Below are 18912 nucleotides of genomic sequence, written 5' to 3'. Positions count from 1 at the left end.
TCAAGGTGACGCTGGGCGAGAATCGGACTACGATTAACCTTGAGAGCGGAATTCGACCGGGCGCCCAGACCCGGCGGCAGCGGAAAGGGCAGCGGGGATGTCACTGAACCTGATGATGAACGACGATGACGAGCTGAGGCCGCGGATCACCGTCTTCGGCGTCGGCGGCGCGGGCGGCAATGCGGTCAACAACATGATCGAGAAGCAGCTCGACGGCGTCACCTTCGTGGTCGCCAACACCGACGCGCAGGCGCTGGCGCAAAGCCGGTCCGAATCGCGCGTGCAGCTGGGGCCCAAGGTCACCGAGGGCCTGGGCGCGGGCGCGAAGCCGTCGATCGGTGCGAAGGCCGCCGAGGAGACGATCGAGGACATCGTCGACCACCTGATGGGCGCGCACATGTGCTTCATCACCGCGGGCATGGGCGGCGGCACCGGCACCGGCGCCGCCCCGATCATCGCCCAGGCCGCGCGCGAGATGGGCATCCTGACCGTCGGCGTCGTGACAAAGCCGTTCCAGTTCGAAGGCTCGAAGCGGATGCGGCAGGCCGACGAGGGCGTCGAGGCGCTGCAGAAGGTCGTGGACACGCTCATCATCATCCCGAACCAGAACCTGTTCCGGCTCGCGAACGAGAAGACGACCTTCACCGAAGCCTTCGCGATGGCCGATGACGTGCTCTACCAGGGCGTGAAGGGCGTGACCGACCTGATGGTCCGCCCGGGCCTCATCAACCTCGACTTCGCCGACGTGCGCGCGGTGATGGACGAGATGGGCAAGGCGATGATGGGCACGGGCGAGGGCACCGGCGACAACCGCGCCGTCGAGGCCGCCGAGAAGGCGATCGCGAACCCGCTGCTGGACGAGATCAGCCTCAACGGCGCCAAGGGCGTGCTGATCAACATCACCGGCGGCTACGACCTCACCCTGTTCGAGATGGACGAGGCGGCCGAAAAGATCCGCGAGAAGGTCGATCCGGACGCCAACATCATCGTGGGCTCCACGCTGGATCCGTCGATGGAAGGCGCAGTCCGCGTGTCGGTCGTCGCGACCGGGATCGACATGGCCAAGGCCGAGGCGGCAAACCCGCGCCGCGGCCTGCGCGAGCCGCTGACCCAGACGCCGCCAATCGCCCACAAGGTCGCGATCGACGACGAGCCCGTCCCCGCGCGCCGCAGCCCGATCGTGTCCGAGCAGGCCCCGGTCCGCCGCGAGCCGGCAGCCGACGCCGACCACGACATGCCCGCGCCGGCCTACAGCCCGCGCGAGGCCGAGGCCCGGACCGAAAGCCGGTCTGAGCCCCGCGCCGATCACCGTCCCGATCTGCGGCCCGATCTGCGGCCCGAGCCGCGCCTGGCGGACCGCCTGAACGAACCGGCCGGTGGCTTCACCGCGCCGACCCGCGCGGCGGGCGGCCAGCGCCCGGAAGCGCAGGACCGGCTGGCCGGCATCCTCGCCCGCGCCGAAAAGGCCCGCGCCGAGAAAGGCGCCGCGACCCAGCGTCCCGCCGGCCAGCGCCCCGCGGCCGAGCCGCAGCCCGAACCCGCGCGCGGCCCGTCCCGGATCGCCGGCCTGGGCCGGATGCTCGAGCGGATGACGAACCACGCCGACACGACGCCCGCGGCGCGCGCAAGCTCGGGTTCGATCGCCGAGCGCGTGAGCGACCGGATGAACCGCGCCCGTCCCGCGGATGCCGACTTCGACGACCTCGCCTCGCCCGACTCGGCCGAGGACAACGTCGAGATCCCGGCCTTCCTGCGCCGCCAGGCAAACTGAACGCCCGCTCACGGACGCTGGCGCCGGATCACCGATCCGGCACCGCCCAGCCCTTCGCAAGGCCGCCTTCGGGCGGCCTTTCACTTGTCCTGCAGGCCATTGACCTTGCAAGGGTCCTTGGTTGCTCGTCCCCGGCCCGCGTATGTTTCACCCCGTTACAATTCGTTAATTGTTGCAAGGCCTTTGCTGTCCTACTTCAGGTCCCAGACCGGCACGCAGATCGGTCGTGACAGACTTGGGAATGACTGAAATGCAGACGACACTTGCCAGAGCGGTGGAATTCAAGGGCGTGGGGCTTCACTCCGGCGCGCCCGCGCGCATGGCGCTGCGTCCCGCCCCGGCAGGCCACGGCATCGTGTTCGTCCGCACCGACCTTCCCGCCTCGCAGCCCATCCCGGCGCTGTGGAACGCGGTCGTGCCGTCGCAGCTCTGCACGCTGCTGAAGGGTGCGGACGGCGCCACCGTCTCGACCATCGAGCACATCATGGCGGCGCTTGCCGGCACCGGCGTCCACAACGCCCGGATCGAGCTTGACGGCCCCGAGGTCCCGATCCTCGACGGCTCGTCTGCGGCGTTCGTGTCGGGCATCCTGGGCGCGGGCTTGGCCGAACAGGCCGCCCCCCTCCGTGCCATCCGCGTCCTCAAGCCCGTCGAGGTGCGCGAGGGCGAGGCCTATGCCCGCCTCGTTCCCGCCGACCACCTCGAGATGGAATTCGCGATCGACTTCACCGACGCGGCGATCGGCGCGCAGAAGAAGCGCCTCGACCTCGCCAACGGCGCCTTCGTGCGCGAGCTGATGGACAGCCGCACCTTCTGCCGCCGCGCCGACGTCGAGACGATGCAGTCGAACGGCCTCGCGCTCGGCGGGACCTACTTCAACGCGGTCGTCTTCGACGGCGACCGGGTTCTGTCGCCGGGCGGCCTGCGCCACGTGGACGAGCCGGTGCGCCACAAGATGCTGGACGCGGTGGGCGACCTCGCGCTGGCGGGCGCGCCGCTGCTCGCGCGCTACGTCGGCAACCGCGCGGGCCACGGCATGACGAACCGCCTGCTGCGGGCGCTGTTCGCGGACCCCGATGCGTGGCAATGGACCGACTGCACCCCCGATCTTCAGGGGCGACTTCCGGGGGCCGGCGTGACCGCGCACGCGGCCCCCGCCCAGGCCCGGGCCGCAGTCGCCTGACACGCCCCATCGTGCCGGCGGCGACCACACGGCAGCAGCGGCCCCGTCCCGCGCCGCAGCGGCGGGGCCGTCATGCGTCTGTGCGGATTGCCAAAAAGGTGACCCGTTTGCGCTTTTGCGCCCCCTTGGTATGTGTGCTAGGGACAGCCGAGCCGCGCGATGGGTCGGCGGCGGCGGACGCTCAGTGACAGGCAGGATCGGTATGGCAGGCTTGAAATCGGCAGCCCGGCGCGGTGCCCTGATCCTGACGGTGGCAACGCTGGTCGCCTGCGGCAACGGCTCCCGCCCGGCCACCGGCGCGCGCCCCCCGGTCGAGAACTTCACCGCCGAGCAGATCTACAAGCGCGGCGAATACGAGCTGGAAAACACCCGCAACCCGGAAAGCGCGATCTACTACTTCAGCGAGATCGAGCGGCTGTATCCCTATTCAGAATGGGCCAAGCGCGCGCTCATCATGCAGGCCTTCAGCCATCACCGCGCCCGGCAATACGAAGAGGCGCGCGGCGCCGCCCAGCGGTTCATCGACACTTACCCTGGCGACCAGGACGAGGCCTATGCCAAGTACCTGCTGGCGCTCAGCTACTACGACCAGATCGACGAGGTCGGCCGCGACCAGGGTCTGACCTTCCAGGCGCTGCAGGGCCTGCGCGACGTGATCGAGACCTATCCCGACAGCGAATACGCCCGCTCGTCGATCCTCAAGTTCGACCTCGCCTTCGACCATCTCGCGGCGAAGGAAATGGAGATCGGGCGCTACTATCTCAAGCGCGGGAACCACACCGCGGCCGTCAACCGCTTCCGCGTCGTGGTCGAGGACTACCAGACCACCACCCACACGCCCGAGGCGCTGATGCGGCTGGTGGAAGCGTATCTCGCGCTCGGCCTCACCGACGAGGCGCAGACCGCCGGTGCGATCCTGGGCCACAACTTCCAGTCCTCGCCCTTCTACCAGGATGCCTATGCGCAGCTGCGGGGTCGCGGCCTGACCGCCACGCCGGAAGGGAACAACTGGCTCACGGCGGTCTATCGGCAGGTCGTGCAGGGCAGGTGGCTCTAGGCCGCGGCATCGCCCGCGCGCCTGACGTGATCGGGGGCATCTGACATGCTGCGCGCGATGGACATCCGCGACATGCTGCTGATCGACCGGCTGTCGCTGGAATTCGCGCCGGGGCTGAACGTGCTGACCGGCGAGACCGGGGCGGGCAAGTCGATCCTGCTGGACTGCCTCGGGTTCGTCCTGGGCTGGCGCGGCCGGGCCGAACTGGTCCGCGCGGGCGCCGTGCAGGGCGAGGTCACGGCGGTGTTCGACCTGCCCCCCGGACACCCCGCGCGCGGGGTGCTGGCCGATGCCGGGATCGAGGCCGGGGACGAGCTGATCCTGCGCCGCGTCAACGCCGCCGACGGCCGCAAGACCGGCTGGGTCAACGACCGCCGCGTGTCGGGCGAGGTGCTGCGGGCGCTGTCGGACAGCCTGGTGGAACTTCACGGCCAGCACGACGACCGCGGCCTGCTGAACCCGCGCGGCCACCGCGCGCTGCTGGACGCCTTTGCCGGGCTGGACCTTGCGCCGGTGCGCGAGGCGTGGACCGCCCGCCGCCGCGCCGCCGCCGCCCTGGCCGAGGCGGAAGCCGCGCTCGAGGCTGCGCGCAAGGAAGAAGATTTCCTGCGCCACGCCGTGGCCGAACTGGAAAAGCTTGCACCCGAGGCCGGCGAGGACGTGAAGCTGGATACCGAGCGCCGGCAGATGCAGGCGGCGGAGCGGATCCGCTCGGACGTGCAGCGGGCGCTGCAGATCCTGTCGGGCGAGGGCGCCGAGGGCGCGATGGTCGAGGCGGTGCGCTGGCTCGAGGGCGCGGCCGGGACGGCCGAGGGGCGGCTGGACGAGCCGCTCGAGGCGCTGGGGCGCGCGATCGTCGAACTGGCCGAGGCGACCGGCGGGATCGAGGATGCGCTGTCGGCGATGTCCTACGACCCCGCCACGCTGGAGGCGACCGAGGAGCGGCTGTTCGCGCTGCGCGCGCTCGCCCGCAAGCACGACGTGCTGCCCGACGACCTGGCGACGCTGGCGGACGACCTGTCGGGGCGGCTCGCCGCGCTCGACGCGGGCGAGGCGCGGATGGACGGACTGGCCCGCGCGGTCCGCGACGCCGATGCCGCCTATGACGCCGCCGCCAGCGCCGTGACGGCGGCGCGGGTCGAAGCGGCGGGGCGGCTGGACCAGTCCATGGCCGCGGAGCTTGCGCCCCTGAAGATGGAGCGGGCCGTGTTCGAGACCCGCGTGAGCGCCGGCGAGCCCGGCCCCGAGGGGCGCGACGCCGTGGCCTTCACCGTCGCCACCAACCCCGGCGCGCCCGCGGGGCCGCTGGACCGGATCGCGTCGGGGGGCGAGCTGTCGCGGTTCCTGCTGGCGCTCAAGGTCAGCCTGGCGCGCGGCAGCGACACGCTGGTGATGATCTTCGACGAGATCGACCGCGGCGTCGGCGGCGCGACCGCGGACGCTGTGGGGCGGCGGCTGGCGCGGCTGGCGGAAGGCGCGCAGGTGCTTGTCGTCACCCACTCGCCGCAGGTCGCGGCGCTGGGAAGCCGGCATTTCCGGGTGGCGAAGTCTGTAGTGGACGGGATGACGACCTCGCGCGTCGAGGAACTGCCGCAGGGCGAGCGGGTCGAGGAACTGGCGCGGATGCTGGCGGGCGAACAGGTGACGCCCGCCGCCCGCGACGCCGCGCGGTCGCTGCTGGGGCAGGGGTAGGCGGCAGGGACAGCGGCGGGCCGAAACCCGCCCGCGCGCCTTTTTAAGTCCGCGCCGCGCCTGCGCTCTCTTTGAGCCCGCGTTGCGCCGACGTGCGCTCTCAGCCCGAGCCGCGCCCGCGCCCGTCAGCCCACGCCGCGCCCGCGTGCCCTTTCAGCCCGCGTTGCGCCCGCGCGCGGCAAGGCGCGGCAGCATCGCCGAGAAATCGCGCCCGCGCCCGTCCTCGGTTTCCACGAAGCGGGCGTAAAGCTCGGTCGCGAGCCGGCCCATCGGCGTGTCGGCATCCGCCGACTCGGCCGCCTGCTGCGACAGCCGCAGGTCCTTCAGCATCAGCTCGGCCGCGAAGCCCGGGCGATAGTCGTTGTCGGCGGGCGACTTCGGCCCCACCCCCGGCACCGGGCAGTAGGCGTTGGTGGACCACGACGAGCCCGACGAGGTCGACACCACGTCGAACAGCTTCTGCGCATCAAGATCCAGCTTCTGCGCCAGCGCGAAAGCCTCGCAGGTGGCGACCATGGTCGCGCCCAGGATCATGTTGTTGCAGATCTTCGCTGCCTGACCCGCCCCCGCCTCGCCGCAATGGACCGCCTTCTGGCCCATGATCTCGAACAGCGGCCGCACCGTCGCGAACGCGTCGTCGCTGCCCCCCGCCATGAAGGTCAGCGTCCCCGCCGCAGCGCCGCCGATCCCGCCCGACACGGGCGCATCCAGCGACCCCAGCCCCGCCGCCGCGGCCTGCGCCGCCACGTCGCGCGCGCTGTCCACGTCGACGGTCGAACAGTCGCACAGCACCGCGCCCGGCTTCATCGCCGGGATGACCTGCGCCGCGACCGACTTCAATATCTGTCCGTTCGGCAGCATGGTGATCACCACGTCCGCGCCCGCCGCCGCCTCGGCCGCGCCGGTCGCGGGGGCCACGCCTTCCACGTCCGCCGCCGCCGGGTCGAAGCCCAGCACCTCGTGCCCCGCCGCCGCGAGGTTGCGCGCCATCGGCGCCCCCATGTTCCCCAGCCCGATGAAGCCGATCTTCATGCCCGATCCTCCCATTCCAGTTCGTCGTCGCCCAGGGGCGCCAGCATCGCCTCGACCGCCGCCGGTCCCGCGTCGGCCGCCCAGACCGGCGTCCGGTCCTTGTCGATGATCTGCGCCCGCACTCCTTCTAGGAAATCCGACTGCGCCGTCGCGCGCCGGGTGAAGCGGTACTCGCGGCTCAGCGCGTCCTGCATCCGCTGGTCGCCCCGCGCCGCCCGCACCATGGCGAGCGTCGCCGCCATCGACAGGGGGGAGTTCCGGCGCAGCGGCTTCAGCGCGCCCTCGTCGCCCTGCTGTTCGAGGCTTGCCACGATCTCCTCGACGCTGCGCCCGCCGAAGGCGGACAGGTCGCGGTCGGCCAGCGTCGACGCGGGCGCGGGGCGGCCCTTCAGTTGCGCCACGTCGCCGGTGTCGGCCAGCATTTCCCTGGCGGCGTCCCATTCGGCCTCGGGCAGGTAGATGTCGGCGAATCCGGCGTGGATCGCGTCGCCCGCGTCCATCCGCGCGCCGGTCAGGCCCAGGTATTCCCCGATCCGCCCGGGCGCGCGGGACAGGAGCCACGTCCCGCCCACGTCGGGGATCAGCCCGATCCCCGATTCGGGCATCGCCACCTGCGTCGTGTCGCCCACCACCCGGTGCCCGGCGTGGCCGCCCACGCCCACGCCGCCGCCCATGACGAAGCCCTGCATGAAGGCGACGATCGGCTTTTCGTAATCCGCGACGGCCGCGTTCATGCGGTATTCGTCGGCGAAGAAATCCTGCCCCACGGCATGATCGCCCGCGCGCCCGGCGTGATAGACCGCCGCGATGTCGCCCCCGGCGCAGAAGGCGCGGTCGCCCTCGGCGTCGATGATGACCAGCGCGACGTCGGGATCGCCCCGCCAGTCGTCGAGCGCGCGGTGGATTGCCACCGCCATCTCGTGCGTCAGCGCGTTCAGCGCCTGCGGGCGTGTTAAGGTGATCCGGCCCGCGCGCCGGTCCTTGCGGATGGACAGGTCGTTCATGCCTGCCCCCGCTCGGACAGAAGCGCGCGGCTGACGATCAGGCGCATGATCTCGTTGGTGCCTTCCAGGATCTGGTGCACGCGCAGGTCGCGCACGATCTTCTCGACCCCGAAATCGGCGAGGTAGCCGTAGCCGCCGTGCAGCTGCAGGCAGTCGTTCGCCACCTCGAAGCTGCGGTCGGTGACGTAGAGCTTGGCCATCGCGCAGAACTTGGTGGCGTCCGGCGCCTTCCGGTCCAGCTTCCACGCCGCCTGGCGCAGGAAGACGCGCGCCGATTGCAGCGCGGTTTCCAGTTCCGCGAGCTTGAACTGCAGCGCCTGGAACTGGTCGAGAGTCTTCCCGAAGGCGCGCCGCTCGCCCATGTAGGCCACGGTCCGGTCCAGCGCCGCCTGCGCGCCGCCGAGCGCGCTTGCCGCGATGTTCAGCCGCCCGCCGTCGAGCCCGGCCATGGCGTAGCTGAAGCCGCGCCCTTCCTCGCCGATCAGGTTCTCGGCCGGCACGTCGCAGTCGTCGAACTGGACCTCGCTCGTCGGCTGCGCCCGCCATCCCATCTTGTCCTCGAGCGCGCCGAACGACAGCCCCCTAGCCCCGTTCTCGACCACCACGGTGGAAATGCCCTTCGGCCCGTCCTCGCCCGTCCGGACCATGCAGACATAGGCGTCGGAATAGCTGCCGCCCGAGATGAAGGCCTTGGTCCCGTTCAGGCGCCAGCCCTCGTTCGTGCGGGCGGCGCGGGTCCGCAGGGCGGCGGCGTCCGACCCGCTGCCGGGTTCGGTCAGGCAGTAGGAGAACACCTTTTCCATGCTGCACAGGTCGGGCAGCCAGCGGGCCTTGTCCTCGGGCTTGCCGAACTTGTCGATCATCCCGCCGCACATGTTGTGGATCGACAGGAACGCGCCGACCGCCGGGTCGGCCATCGCCAGCGCCTCGAACACCAACGTCGCGTCAAGGCGCGTGAGGCCCGACCCGCCATAGTCCTCGGACACGTAAAGGCCGCCGAAGCCCAGCTGCGCGATCCGCGGCCACAGCTCCTTTGGGATCGTGCCCGCGCGTTCCCAGTCGCGCGAATGGGGGACGATATGCTCGGCCCCGAAATCGCGGGCCATGTCGAAGATGGCCTGCTGTTCCTCGGTCAGTGCGAAATCCATGTCCCCTCCACGATGCGTCCCGCCCGGGCTTACCGGCTAGCGGGACAGTGTTGCACAACTATTGCAATCTGCGGCTGCCGTGCCAGCAATGCCGCGACCGGGCCGCGAGCGGGCCGCCCGGGCGCGTCTGATGAAAACCGACAACGAAACAAGAACAGGAACCTGACCATGCGTATCGAGGGCGCCTCTCCGGCGCTGTACAACGAAGATCTCGCACCAGCCGAGGACAGGCGCTGGGGCGCCTTTTCCATCTTCAACGTCTGGACCTCGGACGTGCATTCGCTGTGGGGCTATTACCTGGCCGCCAGCCTGTTCCTGCTGTGCGGGAACTTCGTGAACTTCGTTCTGGCGATCGGGCCGGGTCGCTGGTCATCTACTGGCTGATGACGCTGGTGGGCGTGGCGGGGGTCAGGACAGGCGTGCCGTTCCCGGTGCTGGCGCGGTCGTCCTTCGGCACGTTCGGCGCGAACATCCCGGCGCTGGTGCGGGGCCTCGTGGCCTGCTTCTGGTACGGCGCCCAGACGGCGGCAGCCTCGGGGGCGCTGGTGGCGCTGATGATCCGCTGGCCCGGGATGCTCGAGTTCCACAAGTCGAGCCACATGCTCGGCCACTCGACGCTCGAGGTGATCTGCTATGTCCTCGTCTGGTCGGCGCAGCTGCTGATCATCCAGCGCGGAATGGAAACGGTGCGCAGGTTCCAGGACTGGGCCGGCCCGGCGGTCTGGCTGATGATGCTGATCCTGGCGATCTATCTGGTCGTGAAATCGTTGCGCTTCAGCTTCGGCTCGGAGATCCCGCAGGACGTGCTGATCGCGGCGACCCGCGATGCGGGGATCACCACGCCGCCCGGCAGCCTGCCGACGCTGATGGCGGTGGCGGCGACCTGGATCACGTATTTCGCCGCGCTGTACCTGAATTTCTGCGACTTCTCGCGCTACGCCACGTCCGAACGGGCGCTGCGGGTGGGCAACATCTGGGGCCTGCCGGTCAACCTGCTGGCCTTCTGCCTGGTCGCGGGCGTCACCACCACGGCGGCGTTCCACGTCTATGGCGAGGTGCTGCTGCACCCCGACCAGATCAGCGCCAAGTTCGACAGCTGGTTCCTGGCGCTGCTGGCGGCGCTGACCTTCGTAGTGGCGACGCTGGGGATCAACGTGGTGGCGAACTTCGTTTCGGCGGCGTTCGACTTTTCCAACGCGGCGCCGCGCCGCATCGACTTCAAGCGCGGCGGGCTGATCGCCGCGGCCATCGCGCTGGTCCTGTATCCGTGGGCGCCGTGGGACACCGGGGCGGCGCGGTTCGTCAACTTCATCGGCTCGACCATGGGTCCGATCTTCGGGATCATGATGGTGGACTACTACCTGATCCGCCGCACCCGGCTGAACGTGGCCGACCTCTACCGCGAGAACGGCGAGTTTCGGTTCGGCAGCGGCTTTCACGGCAAGGCCTTCCTGGCGCTGTTCGTGGGCATGGTGTTCTCGTCCATCCTGCCGACCTTCACCAGCGTCCTGCCGGCGTGGTGGGGCACCTATGGCTGGTTCTTCGGCGTGCTGATCGGCGGCGCCAGCTACTGGATGATGCGGCGCGGGGACGCGGTGTGACGCGGGCGGGGGCGGGGGCGGCGCGGACCGCCCCCGTCTTCCTTTCCCTGGGCTGTCCCGGGGTCCGGGGCCCGAAGCCCAGGGACCGGCAGGTCGGTCAGTCCATCGCCTTGAAGTTGAAGGCCGCCCCTTCCTTGATCCCCGAAGGCCACCGGCTCGTCACCGTCTTGGTGCGGGTGTAGAAGCGGAAGGCGTCGGGGCCGTGCTGGTTCAGGTCGCCGAAGCCCGACTTCTTCCAGCCGCCGAAGGTGAAATACGCCAGCGGCACCGGGATCGGCACGTTGATCCCGATCATGCCCACGTTCACGCGGCTGGCGAAGTCGCGGGCGGTGTCGCCGTCGCGGGTGAACATCGCGATGCCGTTGCCGTATTCGTGGTCCATCGCCAGCTTCAGCGCCTCTTCGTAGGACGCGGCGCGGACGGTGGACAGGACCGGGCCGAAGATTTCCGTGCGGTAGATGTCCATGTCGGGCGTGACGCGGTCGAACAGGTGGGGGCCGACGAAGAACCCGTCCTCGTAGCCCTGCAGGCTGAAGTCGCGGCCGTCGACGACCAGCTCCGCCCCCTGCGCGACGCCGGTTTCCACCAGCCGCAGGATGTTTTCCTTCGCGGCCTTGGTCACCACCGGGCCGTAATCCACGTCGTTGCCCGCGGTCCAGGGGCCGACCTTCAGCTTCTCGATCCGCGGCACCAGCTTCTCGATCAGGCGGTCGGCGGTCTCCTCGCCCACGGGAACGGCGACCGACACGGCCATGCAGCGTTCGCCCGCGGCGCCGTAGCCTGCGCCCACCAGCGCGTCGGCGGCCTGGTCGAGGTCGGCGTCCGGCATGATGATCATGTGGTTCTTGGCGCCGCCGAAGCACTGGGCGCGCTTGCCGGTCTGGGCCGCGCGTTCATAGATGTACTGCGCGATCGGGGTCGATCCGACGAAGCCGACGGCCTGGATCACGTCGCTGTCCAAGAGCGCGTCGACCGCTTCCTTGTCGCCGTGGATGACCTGCAGGACGCCGTCGGGCAGGCCCGCTTCCTTGAACAGCTCGGCGATCATGTTCGGCACGGTCGGGTCGCGCTCGGACGGCTTCAGGATCACCGCGTTTCCGGACGCGAGCGCGGGTCCGAGCTTCCACAGCGGGATCATCGCGGGAAAGTTGAAGGGCGTGATGGCGGCCACGACGCCCAGCGGCTGGCGCATGGAATACATGTCGATGCCGGGGCCGGCGCCGTCGATGAACTCGCCCTTCAGCTGGTGCGGCGCGCCGATGGCGAACTCGATCACCTCCAGCCCGCGCTGGATGTCGCCCTTGGCGTCGGGGAAGGTCTTGCCGTGTTCGGACGACAGCATCTCGGCCATCCGGTCCATGTCGCGGTTCAGAAGGTCGACCATCTTCATCATCACGCGCGCGCGGCGCTGCGGGTTGGTGGCGCCCCACTTCACCTGCGCCTCGGCCGCGCTTGCGATCGCGGCGTCGATTTCGGCGCGGGTGGCGAGATCGACCTTGGCCTGCACCTCGCCGGTGGCCGGGTTGTAGACGTCGGCGGTGCGGCCCGACGTGCCGGGCGTGAGCTTGCCGTCGATCCAGTGGTGAATGGCGCGCATGGCGACCCCCTTCCTGTCTGCGGTTTCGCGCGCATCATGGCCTTGCGGAACTGCCGGGGTAAAGCGACGATCCGGCAAAAGCGTTTTGCACGATTGCAGGGGGCCGAGAGGCGAAGCATGGACTGGGACGACCTGCGCGTGTTCCTTGCCGTGGCGCGGACGGAAAGCCTGTCGCGGGCCGGCGCGCGTCTCGGCATGAACGCATCCACCGTCGGTCGGCGGATCGCGCGGCTCGAAGGCGGGCTGGGCCGGGTCCTGTTCGCCAAGACGCCGCAGGGCTATGCGCTGACGCCCGAGGGGCAGCGCCTCGTGCCCCCGGCCGAGGCGGCCGAGCGCGCGGCGCAGGAGGCGGGCGAGGCGCTGGCGCAGCCCGGCGCGCTGACCGGGCAACTCAGGATCGGCGCGCCCGACGGCTGCGCGAACTACCTGCTGCCGCAGGTCGCGGCGGGGCTGTGCCGCGACCATCCGGGGCTCGAGGTGCAGATCGTCGCGCTGCCCCGCGTCTTCAACCTGACCCGGCGCGAGGCGGACATGGCGATCGCCGTCAGCCCGCCGCAGACGGGGCGCGCGGTGGTGCAGAAGATCACCGACTACCGCCTGCACCTTGCCGCGCACCGCGACTATCTCGCCCGGCACCCGCCGATCGCGCGGCGCGCGGACCTGCGCGGGCACCGGATGATCGGCTACATCGCCGACATGATCTTCGACCGCGAGCTCGACTACCTCGCCGAGACGGGGGCCGAGGGGGCGGCGCTGACCTCGAACTCGGTCAGCGTGCAGATGCAGGCGATCCGCGCGGGCGGGGGGATCGGGATCGTCCACGATTTCGCGATCCGCTTCGCGCCCGGTGTCCGGCGGGTCCTGGCGGGCGAGGTGTCGCTCAGCCGCGCGTTCTGGCTGATCCGCCACGCCGACGACAAGCGGTCCGGCCGCCTGACCCGCCTGACCGAGGAGGTCACGACCGCCGTCCGCCGCGAGGTCGCGCGGCTGGAGGGCGAGGTCGCCCGGTCCGAAGGCGTGGAAGGCCGGGCGCAGGGGACTTGACGCAGGGAAAACTCGCGTCAAGCTGAAAGGCAGCCGCCTTTCCGGCTGCGACAAGGGAAGACCGCCATGATCGTCAAGCAGATTCTCGCGATGAAGTCCGGCCCGGATCACGTCGAGACGGTATCGCCGGGCGATCCCGTCTCGCGCGCGGTCGAGGTGATGGCGCAGCGCAGGATCGGGGCGGTGGTCGTGACGACCGACGGGGTCACGCCCGAAGGGATCCTGTCGGAACGCGACATCGTGCGCGAACTTGCCCGCGGCGGCGACCCGATGGCGCGCCCGGTCGGCGAGTTGATGACGCGCAAGGTCGCGACCTGCGTCTGCGCCGACGACGCGCTGGCGGTGCTGGAACGCATGACCGAGGGACGCTTCCGCCACCTGCCGGTGGTCGATGCGGACGGCCGCATGGTCGGCGTCGTGTCGATCGGCGACGCGGTCTCGGCCCGGCTGAAGGAACTCGCGTCGGAAAAGGAAGCGCTGACCGGGATGATCATGGGCAGCTGAGGCCGCCCGTCCCGACGCCGCGCTGCGGCATCACGCTTGCATGATCGCCGCGTTTGTGGTGCCACTTCGTCCCGGACGGCATGGGGAACAGTGATGCGTATCGGCCTTTATCCCGGCACATTCGACCCGATCACGCTGGGTCATGTCGACATCATCCAGCGTGCGCTGGTGCTGGTGGACAGGCTGGTGATCGGCGTCGCGATCAACCGCGACAAGGGGCCGCTGTTCCCGCTGGAGGAACGGGTGGCCATGGTTCAGGCCGAGTGCAGCGCGATCACGGCCAGGTTCGGCGGCGAGATCGTCGTCCACCCGTTCGAGAACCTGCTGATCGACTGCGCCCGCGACGTGGGGGCGCAGCTGATCGTGCGCGGCCTGCGCGCGGTGGCGGATTTCGAATACGAGTTCCAGATGGTCGGTATGAACCGCGCGCTGGACGCCAGCGTCGAGACGGTGTTCCTGATGGCCGACGCGCGCCGCCAGGCGATCGCGTCGAAGCTGGTCAAGGAAATCGCCCGCCTCGGCGGCGACGTCAGCAAGTTCGTGACGCCCGCCGTGAACGAATCCCTGCGCGCCCGGTTCAACCCGCAGCGCGCGTGACCACTCGCGGGCCTTTGCAATTTGTCCGTGACTGGCCCTCGTCAACTGCCCGGGTGACTGAAAGGACGCGAGATGACAGCTGACACGATCCGCGGCCTGCGCGAACCGACGCCGTTCCCCGACCCGACCCGGCCGCCGATGCCGGACCCGTCGCCCGACCCGTCGCCCGATCCCTCCCCGGGGCCGCGGCCGGAACCCGCCGCGCGACCGGCGGTCTAGCGCAAAATCAGAAAGGGCGCCGCAGCGGCGCCCTTTTCGTCAGCCGGAAGGTTCGGCTCAGACGTTCTCGTCGGCCTCGTCGTCCAGGTAGACGGGGGCGGCGAGCTTCGGGGTCTGGCCGGCGCCCAGCGGGTCTTCCTGGCGCTGGACCGAGCCTTCGAAATGCGCCCCGGATTCGATCGCGATTGTCTTGTGGACGATGTCGCCCTCGACCCGGGCGGTGGCCGACAGGCGGACCTTGAGGCCCCGGACGCGCCCGACCACGCGGCCGTTCACAATGATTTCCTCGGCCACGATCTCGCCGCGGATGGTGGCGCTTTCGCCGACGGTCAGCTGGTGGGCGCGGATGTCGCCTTCGACCGTGCCCTCGATCTGGACGTCGCCCTGGGTGTGGATGTCGCCCTTGACCGTCAGGTCGGACGACAGCACCGAAGGTCCGGTACGGCGGGTCGGGGCTGCAGGCAGGTCGTATCCGGTGTCCATCGTGCGGCTGCTTTCCGTTTCGTAGGTGTTCGTCGGTTGGCTACGGGGGCCGGGCTCGGTCACGCGGGTCTTAGAAAACATTCTCTGCAGCCTTGATGAAGCTCATGGGGTTCACGGCCTTTCCGTCCACACGCACCTCGTAGTGCAGATGCGGCCCGGTCGAGCGGCCGGTGTTGCCCATATCACCGATGAGGCTGTTGCGCGACACCTTTTGCCCGACCTTGACCCGAATCTTGGACAGGTGGCCGTAGCGGGTCTCGGTCCCCAGCTCGTGCTTGATCTTGATGAGATTGCCGTAGCCGCTCTGCCAGCCGGCGTAGATCACGACGCCGTCGCCGGTGGCGTAGATCGGGGTGCTGACGGGGCCGGCCATGTCGATGCCCTCGTGCTTGCGGCCCCAGCGCGGGCCGAAGCCCGAGGTATAGCGGAACGCGCTCTTGACCGGCATCGCCAGCGGCAGCTTGCTGACCGCGATGCGGTAGCGGTTCACCTTGTCCAGCGACACGACGATTTCCTGCGCCCGCGCTTCGGATTCGGAAATCTCGGCGTTGCCGCGGGTCGAATAGCCCATCGGCGTCAGCGGGCCGCCATGGCCGGAATAGCCCTCGCGCACGGTTTCCAGCAGCTTCTCGCCGTCGACGCCGACGTTCTGGAACATCTCGTCGAGCGGCTTCACCGACATCTCCACCGCGTCTTCCAGCTGCGCGAAGATCTCGTCGTTGCGGGCGACGAGCTGGTCGCGCTCGGTCGTGGCCGCGTCCGCCACGCGCTGCGCCTCGGCGGCCTTGACCTCCGCCTCGGTCTGGCGGACGGCGGCGGACTTCAGTTCGCCCGACAGGATGTCGAGCGCCGCGGTGACTTCCTGCGCACGGTCGGCGGCAGGCGCGGCCGCATCGGCCACGGCGGTCCCCTGCGCCTGGCCCTGCGCGAGCGCATCGTGAAGCGACGCCTGCACCACGCCCAGCCCCGCTTCCAGCTCGCGCCGGCGTTCTTCCGAGGCGAGGAGCTGAGTCTGCATCTGCGACACCTGGCCAAGCGCGGTGGCAAAGCGCTCCTGCGCGGCCTGCGCGTCAGCCGCGCGGGCGTCGCGTTCGGCGGCAAGAGCGTTCAGCCGGTCCTCGAACGCGGCGCGCGTTCCCGCCTGCCCGGTGGCGCCCACGCTGACGGCGTCGGTGACCAGGATCGAGCTGGCCAGGATCGCCCAGCTCAGCACGATCGCGGTGCCGCCCAGGGCGGTGGCCTGCGTCATCGGCGACAGGCGGACGAAGCGCGTGGTCTGATCGGACTTCAGGAACAGCCGCTGTTCGGGGAGAAAGCGACCGAGCGCGGCGTTCATGCGGTTCGACAGACTGTGCAGCACGTGTCCTACCTTTCAGAAGGGACGAAGCGGCCCGGGGGGCCGGTTCGGGATGCCCCGGAATGACGGAACCTGTGCCCGCAAGGCAACAAAGATTCAAATAACGGAAAAATTCTGCGCGGAATGTCGCTTCAACTGGCGGTTTACCGCCGACCGCATGGAACCAGATGCGGTGGTGCTGCGGCGCCCTGGCACCAAACAGCTTGACGCGCCGGTCCGCCCGCAGCGTCCGGCGCGCCGATCTGGAGATCAGACGTGAATCGCGCCGTCGCCGCAGGCCAGCGCCGCCTCGCGCACCGCCTCGCTGACGGTCGGGTGGGCGTGGCAGGTCAGCGCGACGTCCTGCGCGGCCGCCCCGAACTCCATCGCGACGCAGATCTCGTGGATCATCTCGCCGGCGCCCGGGCCGATGATGTGCGCGCCGAGGATCCGGTCGGTGTCGGCATCGGCGATCAGCTTCACGAAGCCTTCGGCCTGCAGCATCGCCTTGGCGCGGGCGTTTCCCATCAGGGGGAACTTGCCGGCCTTGACCTTGCGGCCAGACGCCTTCGCGGCCTCTTCGGTCATGCCGACGCTGGCGACTTCCGGCGTCGTGTAGATGACGCCGGGGATCACGTCGTAGTTCACGTGCCCGTGCTTTCCGGCGATGACCTCGGCCACGGCCATCCCCTCGTCCTCGGCCTTGTGTGCCAGCATCGGGCCCGGCACCGCGTCGCCGATGGCGTAGACGCCGGGGACGGACGTCGCGAAATGGCTGTCGATCCCGATCTGCCCGCGCTCGGTCAGCTTCACGCCGAGCGCGTCGAGCCCGAGGCCGTCGTGGTAGGGGCGCCGGCCCGTCGCGACCAGCACGACGTCGGCCTCCAGCTTCTGGTCGCCGCCCTTCTTCGCCGTGTAGCTGACGGTCGCGCGGCCGTCCGCGACCTCGACGCCCGAGACCGCGGCGCCGAGGATGAACTTGAAGCCCTGCTTGGTCAGGATCTTCTGGAACTGCTTCTGCACCTCGCCGTCCATGCCGGGGGTGATCGCATCCAGGTATTCCACGACCGTGACCCTGGTCCCGAGGCGGTTGTATACCGACCCGATTTCCAGTCCGATCACGCCCGCGCCGATCACGACCATGGTTTCGGGGATCTTCTTCAGCGCGATGGCGCCGGTCGAATCGACCACCACGCCGGCGTCATTGTCCACTGTCACGCCCTTCAGCGCGGTCGGGACCGAGCCCGAGGCGATGACGATGTTCTTCGTCTCGTGCGTCGTGTCGCCGACCCTGACCTTGCCCGGCGCGGTGATTTCCGCCCAGCCCTTGAGCCAGTCGATCTTGTTCTTCTTGAACAGGAACTCGATGCCCTTGGTGTTCGTCGCCACCGTCTCGGACTTGTAGGCGAGCATCCGGTCCCAGTCGATGTCGGCATGCGCGTTCATCAGGCCGAGCGTCGCGAAGTTCTCGTGCATCTCGTGGGCCATGTGGGACGCGTGCAGAAGCGCCTTGGACGGGATGCAGCCGACGTTGAGGCAGGTGCCGCCCAGCGTCTCGCGCCCCTCGACGCAGGCGACCTTCAGGCCGAGCTGCGCCGCGCGGATCGCGCAGACATAACCGCCGGGGCCGGCGCCGATGACGATCAGATCATACATGGGGGCGTCCTTTGTTCTGGGCGGGCAGGCGGGGGCTGCGCGCCCCCGGACCCCGCGGGATATTTGCAGACAGAAGATATCAGAAGAGCGAGGTCAGGATCATGGTCATGGTGGCCGCGAAGCCCAGGCCGAAGATCACCGAGCGCCACGGCGTCCAGCCGAAGGCGTAGGCGGGGATGTAGAGCACGCGCGCCGCGAGATAGATCCAGGCGCAGGTCGCGGTCAGGCGGCTGTTCGATCCGGTCGACTGCACCAGCACCACGGCGATGATGAAGAACGCCAGCGCCTCGAAGTGGTTGTCGACCGCGCGACGGAGGCGGGCGGTGAGGGGCGAGAAGTCGGGCTGCGCGTCGCGCGGGCCGGCGTTCCATTTCGACAGCCCGTCGCGGTTCATCGACCACGCCGCGATGGCGATCTGGACCGCCTGCAGGATCGCGGCGAGGCCGAGGACGGTGAGTTCGGGCGTGAGGGCCGGCTTCATGCGGTCTCGAGCATGTGGAACTCGGATCCGGTCACGCTGCCCTGCGACGCGAAGAGCTGCTGCGCGCCGTCGAGATAGGCCCGTGCCCGCGCCGGATCGGCGACCTGGTAGAGCACCCATGCGGTGCCCGCGCCCTCGCGCCAGACCTGCAGCACGGAAAGCGAGGCGTGGCCCCGATCCTCGGCATCGGCGTCGAAGGCGGCGCGGAACTTCGCATGGTCGGTGAAATCATAGCGGGCGAGAAGCTGGGTGGTCATCGCGTGCCTCCTCGGGTCATGGAAGGTGTTATCCGGGAAAGTCGTGAAAGAAAAGTTGGCGGTGATGAACAGCTGGTTCTTTTTCGGGGCTTCTCTACGGACGGCAACATCGCAGACACGAAGATTTCCGAACTTGGAAATACCCGGATGGCAGGCTCGGGGGACAGCGGGATCGCGTCCGGTCCCACGCCAAACGATGCCGCGGTCTGGCGCGACCGGGACGCCCCGCGCCACCTGCCGGCTTGCCCGT

Annotated in this window: 19 protein-coding genes; 10 read left to right on the top strand and 9 right to left on the bottom strand. The window is 69.7% G+C overall.

What is annotated here, in order from left to right:
• The first annotated feature begins 97 nt into the window (after nucleotides 1–97).
• The 4 genes from ftsZ (at nucleotide 98) to recN (ending at nucleotide 5703) form a co-directional block, all read left to right on the top strand.
• Nucleotides 98–1771: a cell division protein FtsZ gene (ftsZ, locus tag ELI80_RS08665; protein ID WP_136650690.1), complete on the top strand. Its 1674-nt coding sequence runs from the start codon at nucleotides 98–100 to the stop codon at nucleotides 1769–1771.
• A 250-nt stretch (nucleotides 1772–2021) separates the two neighbouring features.
• A complete protein-coding gene (gene lpxC, locus ELI80_RS08660; protein WP_136650689.1) occupies nucleotides 2022–2954 on the top strand; it encodes a UDP-3-O-acyl-N-acetylglucosamine deacetylase in 933 nt (310 codons plus the stop codon).
• Between the two features lie 202 nt (nucleotides 2955–3156).
• Nucleotides 3157–4011: an outer membrane protein assembly factor BamD gene (locus ELI80_RS08655; protein WP_136650688.1), complete on the top strand. Its 855-nt coding sequence runs from the start codon at nucleotides 3157–3159 to the stop codon at nucleotides 4009–4011.
• Nucleotides 4012–4056: 45 nt separating this feature from the next.
• Nucleotides 4057–5703 (top strand): DNA repair protein RecN, encoded by a 1647-nt coding sequence (gene recN, locus ELI80_RS08650; RefSeq protein ID WP_136650687.1) that lies wholly within the window; start codon nucleotides 4057–4059, stop codon nucleotides 5701–5703.
• 153 nt (nucleotides 5704–5856) lie between these two features.
• On the opposite strand, the gene mmsB is transcribed toward recN, so the two are convergent.
• Genes mmsB through ELI80_RS08635 form a run of 3 tightly spaced genes read right to left on the bottom strand, consistent with a single transcriptional unit; the run spans nucleotide 5857 to nucleotide 8887 of the window.
• Nucleotides 5857–6735, bottom strand: coding sequence for a 3-hydroxyisobutyrate dehydrogenase (mmsB, locus tag ELI80_RS08645; protein ID WP_236641391.1), 879 nt, complete (start codon nucleotides 6733–6735; stop codon nucleotides 5857–5859).
• A complete protein-coding gene (locus ELI80_RS08640; RefSeq protein WP_136650685.1) occupies nucleotides 6732–7739 on the bottom strand; it encodes an enoyl-CoA hydratase/isomerase family protein in 1008 nt (335 codons plus the stop codon). The genes mmsB and ELI80_RS08640 overlap by 4 nt, the downstream gene beginning before the upstream one ends.
• Nucleotides 7736–8887, bottom strand: coding sequence for an acyl-CoA dehydrogenase family protein (locus ELI80_RS08635; RefSeq protein ID WP_136650684.1), 1152 nt, complete (start codon nucleotides 8885–8887; stop codon nucleotides 7736–7738). Before ELI80_RS08635 ends, ELI80_RS08640 begins: the two co-directional genes overlap by 4 nt.
• 168 nt (nucleotides 8888–9055) lie before the next feature.
• On the opposite strand from ELI80_RS08635, the gene ELI80_RS16205 reads away from it, so the two are divergent.
• Both ELI80_RS16205 and ELI80_RS08630 read left to right on the top strand, forming a co-directional pair.
• The gene (locus ELI80_RS16205) at nucleotides 9056–9271 is read left to right on the top strand and encodes a hypothetical protein (protein ID WP_201740586.1); all 216 of its coding nucleotides are present in this window, start codon (nucleotides 9056–9058) and stop codon (nucleotides 9269–9271) included.
• On the top strand, nucleotides 9208–10488 hold the full coding sequence (locus ELI80_RS08630) for an NCS1 family nucleobase:cation symporter-1 (protein WP_201740585.1): 1281 nt from the start codon (nucleotides 9208–9210) through the stop codon (nucleotides 10486–10488). Before ELI80_RS16205 ends, ELI80_RS08630 begins: the two co-directional genes overlap by 64 nt.
• Nucleotides 10489–10585: 97 nt before the next feature.
• Here the strand turns inward: ELI80_RS08630 and ELI80_RS08625 are convergent, their stop codons facing one another.
• Entirely contained in the window at nucleotides 10586–12085 is a 1500-nt protein-coding gene (locus ELI80_RS08625) for a CoA-acylating methylmalonate-semialdehyde dehydrogenase (protein WP_136650683.1), read from the bottom strand.
• A 117-nt stretch (nucleotides 12086–12202) separates the two neighbouring features.
• Here ELI80_RS08625 and ELI80_RS08620 point away from each other — a divergent pair, with 117 nt between their 5' ends.
• The 4 genes from ELI80_RS08620 (at nucleotide 12203) to ELI80_RS16040 (ending at nucleotide 14449) form a co-directional block, all read left to right on the top strand.
• A complete protein-coding gene (locus tag ELI80_RS08620; protein WP_136650682.1) occupies nucleotides 12203–13129 on the top strand; it encodes a LysR family transcriptional regulator in 927 nt (308 codons plus the stop codon).
• A 66-nt stretch (nucleotides 13130–13195) separates the two neighbouring features.
• A complete protein-coding gene (locus tag ELI80_RS08615; protein ID WP_136650681.1) occupies nucleotides 13196–13633 on the top strand; it encodes a CBS domain-containing protein in 438 nt (145 codons plus the stop codon).
• 93 nt (nucleotides 13634–13726) lie between these two features.
• Nucleotides 13727–14230, top strand: a complete 504-nt coding sequence (gene coaD, locus ELI80_RS08610) for a pantetheine-phosphate adenylyltransferase (protein WP_136650680.1) — start codon at nucleotides 13727–13729, stop codon at nucleotides 14228–14230.
• 72 nt (nucleotides 14231–14302) lie between these two features.
• Nucleotides 14303–14449, top strand: coding sequence for a hypothetical protein (locus ELI80_RS16040; protein WP_161596443.1), 147 nt, complete (start codon nucleotides 14303–14305; stop codon nucleotides 14447–14449).
• A gap of 57 nt (nucleotides 14450–14506) precedes the next feature.
• On the opposite strand, the gene ELI80_RS08605 is transcribed toward ELI80_RS16040, so the two are convergent.
• The 5 genes from ELI80_RS08605 to ELI80_RS08585 form a co-directional block, all read right to left on the bottom strand.
• Nucleotides 14507–15013, bottom strand: a complete 507-nt coding sequence (locus ELI80_RS08605; RefSeq protein ID WP_136650679.1) for a bactofilin family protein — start codon at nucleotides 15011–15013, stop codon at nucleotides 14507–14509.
• On the bottom strand, nucleotides 15003–16292 hold the full coding sequence (locus tag ELI80_RS08600; protein ID WP_236641390.1) for a DUF5930 domain-containing protein: 1290 nt from the start codon (nucleotides 16290–16292) through the stop codon (nucleotides 15003–15005). The genes ELI80_RS08605 and ELI80_RS08600 overlap by 11 nt, the downstream gene beginning before the upstream one ends.
• Nucleotides 16293–16538: 246 nt before the next feature.
• Complete coding sequence (gene lpdA / locus ELI80_RS08595) at nucleotides 16539–17924, bottom strand: dihydrolipoyl dehydrogenase (protein ID WP_136650678.1); 1386 nt, start codon at nucleotides 17922–17924, stop codon at nucleotides 16539–16541.
• 79 nt (nucleotides 17925–18003) lie between these two features.
• A complete protein-coding gene (locus tag ELI80_RS08590) occupies nucleotides 18004–18405 on the bottom strand; it encodes an MAPEG family protein (RefSeq protein WP_136650677.1) in 402 nt (133 codons plus the stop codon).
• The gene (locus ELI80_RS08585) at nucleotides 18402–18662 is read right to left on the bottom strand and encodes a hypothetical protein (RefSeq protein WP_136650676.1); all 261 of its coding nucleotides are present in this window, start codon (nucleotides 18660–18662) and stop codon (nucleotides 18402–18404) included. Before ELI80_RS08585 ends, ELI80_RS08590 begins: the two co-directional genes overlap by 4 nt.
• Nucleotides 18663–18912: the final 250 nt, after the last annotated feature.

Source organism: Paracoccus aeridis (assembly GCF_004923205.2).
GTDB lineage: Bacteria > Pseudomonadota > Alphaproteobacteria > Rhodobacterales > Rhodobacteraceae > Paracoccus > Paracoccus aeridis.
Note: the sequence above shows the minus strand (reverse complement) of the source record. Positions and strands in the feature narration are given on the sequence as shown.